The sequence below is a fragment of the Streptomyces sp. NPDC024632 genome (assembly GCF_055559175.1).
In genome coordinates, this window is sequence record NZ_JBVHLD010000020.1 from 86,585 (window position 1) to 98,744 (window position 12,160).

The following is a 12,160-nucleotide window of genomic DNA, read 5'->3' on the forward strand; positions in this document are numbered from 1 at the left end:
GCCCGATGACGATGATGGTCACCGGACCTGCGGAAAGGACTCATTCATGACCACCATCCCCGCGCGGATCGTCACCCTGCGCGCGGCAGGCGCCGCCCTCGTCGTGGAGCTCGGCGAGCCGGTGCCCAGAGTCCTGCACTGGGGCGCCGACCTTGGCGATCTCTCGGACGCCGACCTCGCCGCGCTGAGCCTGACCGCCGAGGGCGCGGTGCTCAACAACTCCCTCGACGTCCCGCGCCGGTTCACCGTCTGGCCCACCGAGGCCGACGGCTGGTCCGGCAGCCCCGCCCAGCAGGGCCACCGGGCGGGCACCGCGACCACCCCGCGGCCGTCCCTGACCGGCGCCGAGCAGCGCGAAGTGCCCGGCGGCGGCGAGTTGGTGATCCGCCTGCGGGACGAGGTCAGCGACCTGGCCGTCACCGTCACCTACCGCCTGGAGCCGTCGGGCGTGCTCGGGGTGCACGCCGAGCTGACCGCGGGGCAGGCGGCGGGCTCCGGCACGGACCCGGCGCCGTACGACCTGTCCGCGCTCGGCCTGCTGCTGCCGCTGCCCGAACGCGCCGGTGAGGTACTGGACTTCACCGGCAAGTGGAGCAGGGAACGCTCCCCGCAGCGCCGCCCGCTGCACTACGGCTCGTACGTCCGCGAGGTCCGGCGCGGCAAGCCCGGCGTCGACTCGCCGTACCTGCTGACCGTCGGCGTGCCCGGCTTCGGCTTCCGGGACGGCGAGGTGTGGGGCCTGCACGTCGGCTGGAGCGGCGACCAGCGGTATCTCGTCGAGCGGCTGCCGGAAGGCGCGGGCAGCGACCACGCCGTGGTGCTCGGCGGCGGCGAACTGCTGCGCGCGGGCGAGGTACGGCTGGCACCGGGGGAGTCGTACACCTCCCCGGTCTGCTGGTTCGCCTGGTCCGACGCGGGCCTCGACGGGCTCGCCGACCGCTTCCACACCCTGCTGCGCGCCCGCCCCACCCACCCGGCCACCCCGCGCCCGCTGATCCTCAACAGCTGGGAGGCGGTCTACTTCGACCACGACCTGGACCGGCTGCTGCGGCTGGTCGACCGGGCCGCCGAGGTCGGCGTCGAGCGCTTCGTCCTGGACGACGGCTGGTTCAAGGGCCGCCGCGACGACACCGCGGGCCTCGGCGACTGGACGGTGGACGCGACCGTCTGGCCCGACGGCCTGACCCCGCTGGCCGACCACGTCCGCTCCCTCGGCATGGAATTCGGCCTGTGGGTCGAGCCGGAGATGGTCAACCTCGACTCCGACCTCGCCCGCGAGCACCCGGGCTGGATCCTCGGCCCCTCGGCGGGTCTCGGACCCAGCTCCCGGCACCAGTACACGCTCGACCTCGCCAACGAGGACGCCTGGCAGTACCTGCTCACCTCGCTCGACACCCTCGTCGGCCGGTACGGGATCGGCTACCTGAAGTGGGACCACAACCGCGAGCTGCACGAGGCGGTCGAGCGCGGCCCCGGCGGCGTCGACCGGCCCGGCAGCCGCGCCCAGGTCCTCGCGCTGTACCGGCTGATCGACGCGCTCAAGGCCCGCCACCCGGGCCTGGAGATCGAGAGCTGCGCCAGCGGCGGCGGCCGGATCGACCTCGGCATCCTCGCCCGTACCGACCGGGTGTGGGCCTCGGACTGCAACGACCCGGTGGAACGGCAGACCATCCAGCGCTGGACCGGCCAGCTCCTGCCGCCGGAACTCTTCGGCGCGCACGTCGGCCCCACGCCCAGCCACACCACGAGCCGTCCCGGCACCGACACCTTCCGGATGGCCACCGCCCTGTTCGGCCACGCGGGCATCGAACAGGACCTCAGCCGCTGCACCCCCGAGGAGCTGGCCCGGCTCACCCACTGGTCCGCGCTCTACCGCGAGCAGCGCCCGCTGCTGCACTCGGGACGGGTGGTCCGCGCCGACCTCGCGGGCGGCGCCGTCCTGCTGCACGGCGTCGTCGCCGCCGACGGCTCGGCCGCGCTGTACGCGTGGGCCAGGATCGCCACCTCGCCCGAGGGCCAGTCGGGCCGCGTCCGGCTGCCGGGCCTCGACCCCGCCACCGCCTACCAGGTCCGCGTCCGCACCGAGATCGGCCTGCCCTCCTTCCACCAGACGACCGCACCGCCGTGGCTGGCCCGCGCCCTCGAGGGCTGGCTGCCGCTGCCCGGCGCCGTCCTGGCCACGGCGGGAATCCCCATGCCCACGCTCGACCCGGAGCACGCGATGCTCATCGAGGTGCGCACGGCACCCTGACCCGGCGGACCGGCGGACCGGCGGACCGGCCGGCCGACGGGCGTACGGACCGGGGGAGCCCATTGGGGGAGGCATTCGTACCCCAGGTGTACGAATGTCGAATCCACCGGCGCAGGCGGCACGGCGAACCGCCCTCGAACGGGTCACGGACCCGCACGGAGGCGGTTCGCCCTGTTAGGCAGGAGTCGATGCCCGCCATCGAACCCTGGAGTCCCCTTGTCCTTCGCCACCGCCGCCCGCGAGGAGCCGACCGCCTGCCTGCCCGGCCCGGTGCCCGCCCAGAGCGACGGCGCCACGGCGCGGCCATTCGCCCGGATCAGTGAGTGGCATCTGGAGTACGAGGGCTTCCGGTACACCTGCCGGATCAGGCACCACGAACGGCCGGTCGACGCCCCCCTGCTGATTCTCGGCGGCTCCTCCCAGGACCGGCACTCGTGGATGCGGCACGAGCAGCGGATCGGCACCGCGGCCGACGTGATCACCGTCGACCTGCCGGGCTACGGCACCGCCGACTTCCTCCCGGCGTTCTACGGCATCGACTTCCTGGCCGCCGTCGTCCGGCATCTGCTGGACGAACTGGTCGTGCCCGCCGTCAACCTCGTCGCGGCCTGCTTCGGCGGCGCCGTCGGCCTGCGCTTCGCCCAGCACTACCCGGCGCGGGTCGAGCGGCTGTTCTTCGTCGGCATGACGACCCGGATCCCGCCGGACTACGCGGCGGCCATGGAACGCTGGGACGGCATGATCGACCGCGGCGAGACCGACCGGATCGCCCGCGAGCTCACCGACCGCTTCATGTCCCCGCCCGGCACCGGCCGGGTACGCAAGCACGCGGCCGTCGCCCGCCTGGTGTACGGCGGTCTGATCGGCCAGGACGCCGAGCAGTTGCGGAAGTCCGCCGAGCACAACAAGCGGCTGATGCGGCACGAGTGGTACCGGCCGGAGCCCGTACCCGCGGTGCCCAGCCTGGTCGTCACCGGCGAGTACGACACGCTGTGCACCCCGGAGATGGGCCGCGAGGTCGCCGCGGTGCTGCGCGCGGCCACCTTCCTGACCATCGACGAGACCGACCACCTCGCGCCGGTCGAGCGGATCGCGGACTTCGCCGACCTCGTCACCCGCTTCTGCGCCGGCCACCCGCTGGACGACCTGCCGTACTGCAGCGCCCCCGAGTCGGCCGCGGCCGGCACGCTCCGGGAACCGGCCGTGGCCTGGCGCGGCCGACCGTAAGACCGGCGGTACGAGCGACTGTGAAGCCCGGCGGTGATGACCGGCGGTGACGGGAGTCCGCAAGGGCAGGGGACCCGCGCTACGGGGTCGGGATGCCCGCGGGCTTGTTCGGCAGGCCGAAGCGGACCGGGACGCCGGGGGAGTACAGCACGCTGACCGGGTCCCCCAGCGGCCGGGCCAGACCGGCGGCCGTCACCACGTCCTCGTCCAGGGACAGCAGCTCGGCGCGGTGTAGCGGCCAGCGCGGATGGGCGTTGGGCAGATACACCGGCCGCCCGAAGAAGGCGTTGTGCATGCCCCAGCGGGCGGTGAGGAAGTGTTCGAGTTCCGTGGGCTCCGCCACCGGCTCACCGATCCGTACGCTCAGCGAGGCCCGCGCGCCGCGCGGCCCCGGCCAGCGGCGGGAACTGGTGTACGTGATGGTGTCGGCGTCCCGGCGCACCGACATCCGCGACCACAGATAGGGCAGCCGGAAGACGCCCCGGCCCACGACGACCGGTATCAGCCGGGACGCGTCCAGCGACCGGAACACCACACCGCGCCGCCCCCGCTCGTCCACCGAGTACAGCCGCACATTCGTCTCGGGGAAGGTGCCCAGGTACGGCACACCGGGCAGCCGGAACCAGCCGACCCGGTGCATGCGGAAGGCGACCAGACCCACGTACGTGACGCCGTGCAGGGTGTCGGGCCGTACGCCCGCCGGCAGCAGCGGCGCCACCAGCCCAGGCTCCACCGGCCAGTGCACGAAAGCCAGGTCCAGCCACCACTGCGTCATCAGCGGCTCGGCCGCGGCGCCGGGCGGCGCCTCGGCCACGATCGGCTCCGCGTCGGCGGGGATAGTGGACACGCCGTCCAGCATGCCACCGCCGCGTCACCGGCCGGGCTCCGGGGGACGGCCGGTCAGCTCGGGCGGTAGCGGATCTCCAGCATCAGACAGCCGGGGCCCGTGCGGTACGGGCCGTGCGGCATGCCGGGAGGGCGGGAGGCGAAGTGGCCGCTGGCGAAGGTCTTCCCCAGGGTCAGATCCTCCAGCTCGCCCTCCAGGAGATAGACCTCCTCGTAGTAGGCGTGCCTGATCACCCCGGCGGCTGAGGTGTCGAGCCCCGGCTCCCAGCGCGCGAGCCGGGTCAGCTCCGCGCCGTCGGCGGCCGGGTCGGCCGACAGCACGCGCTCGCTGACGCCCGGCGAGCCCTCCGCCGGGGTCCACGGGATGTCCGCGGCGGCGAGGAATTCGTGTTCGTCCTTCACGGGGAGACCTCTTTCAGCACGGGTACGGGGGTGCGGGCGCCGGCCTCGAATTCGGTTGACCGACGCATGCGGCCGGTATAGCAATGCCGGGTGATAGAAGGCGAGAAAATCCAGCTCAGGGCCAGGATCGAGAGCGATGTCCCGGTGCTCCACGCCGAGTTGCAGGACGACGTGGTGGGCAGGTCCCGCTCCGACTCCCGACCTTGGCGCCCCATATCGCCGGGCACGGCGGACTCACCGTACGCGGTGAACGGGCTTCCTCCGGAGGTGGTCGTCTTCTCCGTGGTGGAGACGCGGACGCGGGAGCTGGCGGGCGCGGCCTCGATGTGGGGAATCGACACCCACAACCGGCTCGCCCACCTCGGGATCGGTCTGCGCCCCGCCTACCGCGGTCGCGGCCTCGGCACCGACGTCGTGCGCGCGCTGTGCCACTACGGCTTCGTCGTGCGCGGTCTGCACCGGATCCAGCTCGAAACCCTCGCCGACAACACCGGGATGATCACCGCGGCCACGCGCGCCGGATTCCGCGTCGAGGGAACGCTGCGCCGGGCGGCCTGGGTGTACGGCTCCTTCCTCGACGAGGTGGTCCTCGGGCTGCTCGCCGACGAGTGGACCCCGTAGGGCGGACTCACCGCGTCCGGCTCATGGACGTACGGTCGGTCAGCCGTCAGCCGTCAGCCGTCAGCCGTCAGCCGTCAGCCGTCAGCCGTCAGCCGTCAGCCGTCAGCCGGTCGGCCGGGGAGACCGGCGGACGGCCGCGCGGCGCGGTTCACATGCCCTCGCGTACGCGGCAGGAAGCGGCCGACCCGCCTGGCCGGGAAGACGTATTGTCCGATATGCCCCGTTATGCTCGACGGTGTGAAGACGATCCGATCCCGCTGGCGCTCCTGGTGGCCGGACGTCCGATGGGATCCCGTCCTCCTGACCCCGCTCCTGCTGACCGTGATGATCATTGTGGTGGCGCTGGTCACTCCGACCGACTTCGCGATCAGCCGCCTGCTGCCCGCCGCTCCCGCGCTCGCCGCCTCCATGTGGCCGGTGCGCCCGACCGTCGCGCTGGGCGTGGTGGCGACCGCCGTGGTGGTCGGTGATTCGCTCATCATCGACTCCCCGAACATGCTGTTCACGGCCGGGGCGATCGCCGTGGTCACCGCCGCGGCCGGATACGCGGCGCACAGCCGGCTGCACCGCGAGGAGACCCTCACCCAGGTGAGATCGGTGGCCGACACCGCACAGGCGGTCGTCCTGCGGCCGGTGCCGCCCCGTGTCGGGAACGTGGACGTCGAGACGCTGTACGTGGCCGCCGCCGCGGAGGCCCGGATCGGCGGCGACTTCTACGCGGCGGCCGACACCCCGCACGGCGTACGCCTGCTCATCGGCGACGTCCGCGGCAAAGGGCTGAACGCGGCGGGCGCGGCCGGGGCGATCGCCAACAGCTTCCGCGACGCCGCCCACGACGAACCCGACCTCGCGGCGGTCGCGCGCAGGCTGGACAGGAGTGTGGTCCGCTACAGCGCGTCGATCCCCGGCGGCGACGCGCCCGAGCGCTTCGCCACCGCCCTGTTCGTCGAGATCCCGGCCGACGGCGGCCACGCCGTCCTCCTCAACTGCGGCCACCCGCCGCCTCTGCTGCTGCGCGGCGACCAGGCCACGTCCCTCGACCCGAGCGCCCCGTCACCGCCCCTGAACATGGCCGTGCTGATCGGATCCGACTACCGCATGGACACCGTCCCGCTGGTCCGCGGCGACCGGCTGCTGCTCTACACCGACGGCGTCATCGAGACCCGCGACGACACGGGCGCGTTCTTCTCGCTGCGCCGATGGGTGAGCGGCAGACCGCCCGTGGAGCCCAGGGAACTGCTCGACCAGCTCCGCGCCGAGCTGCTGCGCTTCAGCGACGGACAGCTCGACGACGACATCGCCGCCGTGCTCGTACGCTCCCGCGCGGGGGCGTACGATTCGCGCGGTTCGGGCAGCGCGGACGGCTCGTCCGGCTCAGGCGGCGGCTCACCCGGTTCACGCGGCGCGGCTGAAGACGTGTGAGCGGCCGATCGGGGTGAAGCCCCGTCGCGCGTACCAGGTGCGCGGCCAGTCGTCCGCGTCCGCGATCAGGAACAGCAGCGGGCACCCGGCCGCCAGGTGCACGGCGGTGGCGAGATTGACGTCCGCGTAGCCGCGCCGCTGATGCGTGGTCGCGGTGACGACCTCCTCGATCTGCGCGATGCCCTCCGCCGGGTCGAGGTAGAGGTCGGTCCACGCGCCGACCGCCCCCTGCTCGTCCCTGACCGCCAGGAAACGCACCTGCTCCGCGCCCCGCAGCCGGGCGGCGCGGCGGTCGGTGAGCTGGCGCAGCACCTCGTCGTCGGCCTTCGGCAGCCACTGCCGCGTCTGGCGCAGCACGGCGGACCGCAGGGCCCGCGGCGTGACGGTCTCGGCGGCCGGGTCCGGCGCGGGCGCGGGACCCGAGTGCCGCATCACCAGTTCCGTCTCGTGCTCGTAACCGGCCGCGAGCAGCGTCGGCGCGCACAGCACGCCGAACTCGTCGTCCAGCACCGAGATCCGGCGGTGCGGCAGATGGGCGAGTACGGCGTCGGCGAACGCGGGCAGCTCGTCCACCGCCACCGGTCCCTCCACGACGATCTGATTGTGCTCGTGGGAGGCGGCGTACGCGCCGTTGAGGACCGCCGCGCCGCCGGGGAACTCGACGACGCACCGGGCCTGCCGCCGCTGGAAGGCGGCGCGGAAGGACGCGATGCGGTGCAGATCGACGGCGGAGACCTCGACAGCGGGCATACCGCCCAGTCTAGGAACACCTGGTCACGGCGCCGCAAGCGCATTTCCCGCCGCCCGCGCGCCGTACCGCTGCCTCGGGGAGGCGCGACCGGTCGGCCGTCACTCCCCGATGTCCTCGTACCAGAGCTCGGGCCGGGCCGCGATGAAGTCCCGCATGAGCGCGACGCAGTCGGGGTCGTCCAGCAGCGTGATCCGCACGCCGTGCTCCGCGAGCCAGTCGTGGCCGCCGGAGAAGGTGCGCGCCTCGCCGATCACCACATGGCCGATGCCGAACTGCCGGATCAGCCCCGAGCAGTACCAGCACGGGGACAGCGTCGTCACCATCGTCGTGCGCCCGTATCCGCGCAGCCGTCCGGCGGCACGGAAGGCCGAGGTCTCGCCGTGCGCCGACGGGTCGCCGTCCTGCACCCGGCGGTTGTGCCCGCGGCCCAGCACGTGCCCGTCCTGGCCGAAGAGGGCCGCGCCGATCGGGATGCCGCCCTCGGCGAGCCCGGCGCGGGCCTCCTCCAGGGCCGTGGCCAGCATCGTTGTCGGGTCCGGGGTCGCCGCGTCAGTCATGTGCCCACTGTGGCCGCGGGGGAGCGCCGCCGCAATGCCGTCGGCGGCGGACGGCCCGAGGCGCGGAACCGCTCCCTTCCCCCGTGGCCCGGCGCGGACGCCGTGCAAGGGTAGTGACAGGCGTGGCCCGCGTTGCTTCAATGCAGCAAGCGCTTTCCGTCCCCGTTTCCCTGGAGCCGCCGCCGTGCCGATATCCCGTCGTGTCCTGCTCTCCTCGGTCCCGGCGGCGAGCCTGACGGCCCTGGTCGCACCCTTGCGCGCGCGAGCCGCGGACGGCCCGGTCCCGGCGGGCGGCGCGCACAGCGCGAGCGCGGACCAGGCGGCGCTCGTCGCCAACACGGTGGCGGTCTTCGCCGGTACCGCCGAGTCCAACGTTCGCCCCGAGGTCGCCGCGAAGCTCACCGCGATCGAGGCGACCGCCCGCGCCAGGCTGGCCGCGCTGGGCACGGCAGGAGCGCATCAGCTCTTCGGCGGCCTGACGCTCGGCACCAGCGACACCAACCTGACGACGTCGTTCCAGTACCTGTACGAGACGGCGCTCGCGACCCGCGTACCCGGCGCGCCCGGCGGTCCGGGCTCCGGGCTGCGCGACCACGTGGCCGTGCAGCGGCGCGTCATCGACGGCCTGGCCTTCCTCTACGACGGCTACTACGGCGACCAGGCGAAGGGCTACTACGGCAACTGGTTCAACTGGGAGATCGGCATCTCCACCCACGTCACCAAGACGCTGCTGCTCCTCCAGGACGCCCTCGCCGCCTACCGGCCCGACCTCACCGCCGCGTTCGTGGCCGCCATGGACGCCTATCTGCGCAATGGCGAGGACGGCGACGTCGACCTCGACTCGCGCTTCCACACCGGCGCGAACCTCGCCGACATCACCACCAACCGCATCCTGCAAGGCGCGGTCCTTGGCGACGACGCCCGCACGTCCAAGGCCGTCGCCGACCAGTTGACGGTCTTCGCCACGATCGACCCGTACGGTCTGCGGCACGGCGTCACCGACGGCTTCTACGCGGACGGCTCCTTCATCCAGCACGCCTCCGTCGCCTACACCGGCTCGTACGGCACCGGTCTGCTGAGCCGCGTCGTGCAGACGGTCCGGATGCTCGACGGCACCAGCCATGTGCAGGGCGACGACCTGATCGGCGTCGTGCAGGGCTGGATCGCCGAGGGCTTCGCCCCGCTGATCTTCGAGGGGTGGATGACCGAGATCGTCAAGGGCCGCGCGATCTCCAGGACCACCACCGGATACGCGGACGTCGCCACCGTCGTCGAGGCCGTCACCGGAATATCCGCCTACGCCACCGCGAACGATGCGGCGGCGCTGGCCGGTTACGTCCGCTACGTACGGCAGACCTCGCGGGCCGCCCTCGACCCGGTCAGCTTCGTCTCCCCGACGACCGTCGTCCGCTACGCCGACATCCTCGCCGACACCTCGGCCCCGGCGCGCGACCTCGTCCCGGCCGCGCACCACGCGGCCCTCAACTCCATGGACAGGACCGTCCACCGCCGCCCCGGCTACGCCTTCGCGCTGGCCCGCAGCTCGGCCAGGATCAGCAAGTACGAGTACATGAGCGGCGAGAATCTGCTGCCGTGGTTCCAGGGCGACGGCGCCCACTACCTCTATCTCACCGGCCAGGACCAGACCCGCGCCTACGGCATCGACTACCTCACCGCCGTGTCGCCCTACGGCCTCGCGGGCGTCACCGCCCCCGTCGAGACCCGGCGCAGCGTGCCCGAGCTGTACGGCACCGCCTGGTACGACAACCCGGACCAGGGCTTCACCGCCTCCTCCGAGTCGCAGAACACCTACGTCTACTTCCCGCGCGCCACCAACGCCCTCTCCGGCGGCGCCACCCTCGGCGCGTACGGGACGGCCGCCTTCGTGCAGTCCGACGACGCCGCCTACGCCGCCGAGCGGGCCGGGCTCCTGCCGGACGACTTCGTCGTCTACCGCAACGCGGACGCCACGAAGTCCTGGTTCATGCTCGACGACGAGATCGTGGTCCTCGCCGCCGGAGTCGGCGACGGCGCGGGCCGCGCGGTGACCACGACGCTCGACACCCGGATCGCCGACCCGGCGGACCCGGTCACCCTCACCGGGCGGCTGCGCGACGGCGCCCCGTGGTCCGGCGCCGGCACCGCGCCGCTGGCCTGGCTGCGCTACGCCGACGCGGGCCAGGGCACGGCCGTGGGGTACGTCTTCCTCGACGGCTTCGAGGACCGGCGACAACCGGACCGGGGACACGGGCGGTCCGGACCGCGCACCACCGTCGCGCTGGACACCGTCGCCCGCAGCCGCCGCGTCGTCCGTACCTCCAACCCCGACACCACCGTGACCAAGCAGGTCTTCGCCGTCCGCGTCGAGCAGGCCGCCGGAGCGCGGCCGGTCTCCGTGGCGTACGCCCTGGTCCCCCACGCCACCGAGGCGCGTCTGCGGTCGTACGCCCGCGGCCCGCTGTCGGTGGTCGCCAACTCCACGGCGGCGCAGGCGATACGCCACCGCGACCTGGGCCTGCTCGCCGTCAACACCTTCACCGCGGGTTCGCACCACGCCGAGCGGCTCTCCGTCGAAGGGCCCGCGTCCGTCCTGCTGCGGGAGGACCGGCGCGGCGTGGTCTCCCTCGCCGTCGCCGACCCGACCACGCAGCGCGACCGGATCACGCTCGTCCTCCGGGGCCGTCCGCTGCGCGCGGTCACCGCCGACGACGGCGTGCGCGTCTCCCGTGTGCCCGGCGGCACCCGCGTCGAGGTGACCACCCGGCACGCGTACGGCCGCAGCTTCACGGCCACGCTGCGCTGACCGCCTGGCCCGGCCGGTCCCCGGGAACCGCGGCGACCGCCGTGGGCGCTGTCCGTCGGGGGTCCCGGTAAGGGGTCGGCAAAGGATCGGCGCGGACCGCCCGCGTGTCCGATTCGCCCGCATGCCGTTCGTCTACAGTCGTGTAGTCGTCGGCCTGTCGGGGCTCGCCGCCCTGGTCGGCGCGTGCTCGGGGCCGTGCTGTGCGGAGAGCGGAATCGGCCTGCGCGCCGGGAGAGTTGCGGTCCTGTGGAACAACCTGTGGAGCAGCGGTCCGCGCGTGCGCGGACGGTCGGAGCGGTGCCGTACGAGTCGGCGGGCGCCCGTCCCGTACGGCACCGGCGGACGGGGCGGAGCGGCCTCGCGGCCGGCGGCGCCCTGAGCAAGGTGCCGGAGGTGACCGCCTGGTTCTGGCTGACCAAAGTGCTCACCACCGGCATGGGCGAGACGACCTCGGACTTCCTGGCCCGCGCGCTCGGCCCGGTCGTCGCGGGCGGCCTCGGCCTGATCGGCCTGGTGGCGCTGCTGGTCGCCCAGTTCCGCGCGCCGCGCTACTCGCCGTGGATCTACTGGTCGGCGATCGTCATGGTCAGCGTCTTCGGCACCATGGCCGCCGACGTCGTGCACGTGGTGGCCGGGGTACCGTACGCGGTCTCCACGGTGGCCTTCTCGCTGATCCTCGCGGCCGTGCTCACCGCCTGGTACGCCGGCGAGGGGACGCTGTCCATCCACAGCGTCCGTACCCCGCGCCGCGAGGCGTTCTACTGGGCGACCGTCCTGACCACCTTCGCGCTCGGCACCGCGGCCGGCGACCTCACCGCGGGCAGCCTGCACCTGGGCTACTTCTCCTCCGGCGTCGTCTTCGCCGTCCTGATCGCCGTACCGGCGCTCGCGGGCCGCTTCCTCGGGCTCAACGCGGTGGCCGCCTTCTGGTGGGCGTACATCCTCACCCGCCCGCTCGGCGCGTCCTTCGCCGACTGGATGGGCGTACCCCTCCACCGCGGCGGCCTCGGCTGGGGCACGGGACCGGTCAGCCTGGTGCTCACCGTCCTGATCGCCGCGCTGGTGGGCTTCCTGGCGGTCAGTCACCGCGACCTGCCCGCGAACGCGGGCGCGTAGCACCGGACGTGGCGCGCGGTCGCGCGCGCCGCCGCCGGGATCCGGCGGCGGGGGGGGGGGGGGGGGGGGGGGGGGGGTGGTGTGGGGGGGGGGGGGGGCGCCCCCCCCGCGGTTCCGACTGCCTCCCGAGAGCCAGGACCTACTGCCCACCAACAAAAACTCCG

10 protein-coding genes are annotated in these 12,160 nt (G+C 73.5%); 6 read left to right on the plus strand and 4 right to left on the minus strand.

Annotated features, from left to right (window positions below; translation table 11 throughout):
- Positions 1 to 46 precede the first annotated feature (46 nt).
- Together ACZ37P_RS32470 and ACZ37P_RS32475 are read left to right on the plus strand one after the other, a co-directional pair.
- On the plus strand, positions 47 to 2,251 hold the full coding sequence (locus tag ACZ37P_RS32470) for an alpha-galactosidase (protein WP_467349940.1): 2,205 nt from the start codon (positions 47 to 49) through the stop codon (positions 2,249 to 2,251).
- A gap of 216 nt (positions 2,252 to 2,467) precedes the next feature.
- A complete protein-coding gene (locus tag ACZ37P_RS32475) occupies positions 2,468 to 3,478 on the plus strand; it encodes an alpha/beta fold hydrolase (protein ID WP_355334916.1) in 1,011 nt (336 codons plus the stop codon).
- 79 nt (positions 3,479 to 3,557) lie between these two features.
- Here ACZ37P_RS32475 and ACZ37P_RS32480 read toward each other — a convergent pair whose 3' ends face one another.
- Positions 3,558 to 4,253, minus strand: a complete 696-nt coding sequence (locus ACZ37P_RS32480) for a YqjF family protein (protein WP_467350001.1) — start codon at positions 4,251 to 4,253, stop codon at positions 3,558 to 3,560.
- A gap of 125 nt (positions 4,254 to 4,378) precedes the next feature.
- Positions 4,379 to 4,726 (minus strand): cupin domain-containing protein, encoded by a 348-nt coding sequence (locus ACZ37P_RS32485; protein ID WP_401854382.1) that lies wholly within the window; start codon positions 4,724 to 4,726, stop codon positions 4,379 to 4,381.
- A 90-nt stretch (positions 4,727 to 4,816) separates the two neighbouring features.
- On the opposite strand from ACZ37P_RS32485, the gene ACZ37P_RS32490 reads away from it, so the two are divergent.
- Together ACZ37P_RS32490 and ACZ37P_RS32495 are read left to right on the plus strand one after the other, a co-directional pair.
- Complete coding sequence (locus tag ACZ37P_RS32490; protein ID WP_391047761.1) at positions 4,817 to 5,347, plus strand: GNAT family N-acetyltransferase; 531 nt, start codon at positions 4,817 to 4,819, stop codon at positions 5,345 to 5,347.
- A gap of 237 nt (positions 5,348 to 5,584) precedes the next feature.
- On the plus strand, positions 5,585 to 6,769 hold the full coding sequence (locus ACZ37P_RS32495) for a PP2C family protein-serine/threonine phosphatase (protein ID WP_467349943.1): 1,185 nt from the start codon (positions 5,585 to 5,587) through the stop codon (positions 6,767 to 6,769).
- Here ACZ37P_RS32495 and ACZ37P_RS32500 read toward each other — a convergent pair.
- Positions 6,743 to 7,519 carry a GNAT family N-acetyltransferase gene (locus tag ACZ37P_RS32500; protein ID WP_467349944.1) on the minus strand — a complete coding sequence of 259 codons (777 nt, stop codon included), beginning with the start codon at positions 7,517 to 7,519 and terminating at the stop codon, positions 6,743 to 6,745. The genes ACZ37P_RS32495 and ACZ37P_RS32500 overlap by 27 nt on opposite strands.
- A 99-nt stretch (positions 7,520 to 7,618) precedes the next feature.
- Positions 7,619 to 8,077, minus strand: coding sequence for a nucleoside deaminase (locus ACZ37P_RS32505; protein WP_401854376.1), 459 nt, complete (start codon positions 8,075 to 8,077; stop codon positions 7,619 to 7,621).
- 184 nt (positions 8,078 to 8,261) lie between these two features.
- Here ACZ37P_RS32505 and ACZ37P_RS32510 point away from each other — a divergent pair, with 184 nt between their 5' ends.
- Positions 8,262 to 10,880, plus strand: a complete 2,619-nt coding sequence (locus tag ACZ37P_RS32510) for a polysaccharide lyase family 8 super-sandwich domain-containing protein (RefSeq protein WP_467349946.1) — start codon at positions 8,262 to 8,264, stop codon at positions 10,878 to 10,880.
- A gap of 375 nt (positions 10,881 to 11,255) precedes the next feature.
- On the plus strand, positions 11,256 to 11,996 hold the full coding sequence (locus ACZ37P_RS32515; protein WP_402712735.1) for a COG4705 family protein: 741 nt from the start codon (positions 11,256 to 11,258) through the stop codon (positions 11,994 to 11,996).
- Positions 11,997 to 12,160: the final 164 nt, after the last annotated feature.

What these genes read in the sequence shown, in the direction of transcription:
- ACZ37P_RS32505 (WP_401854376.1), bottom strand. Translation starts at nt 8,077, where the DNA reads ATGACTGACGCGGCGACCCCGGACCCGACAACGATGCTGGCCACGGCC.
- ACZ37P_RS32500 (WP_467349944.1), bottom strand. Translation starts at nt 7,519, where the DNA reads ATGCCCGCTGTCGAGGTCTCCGCCGTCGATCTGCACCGCATCGCGTCC.
- ACZ37P_RS32480 (WP_467350001.1), bottom strand. Translation starts at nt 4,253, where the DNA reads ATGACGCAGTGGTGGCTGGACCTGGCTTTCGTGCACTGGCCGGTGGAG.
- ACZ37P_RS32470 (WP_467349940.1), top strand. Translation starts at nt 47, where the DNA reads ATGACCACCATCCCCGCGCGGATCGTCACCCTGCGCGCGGCAGGCGCC.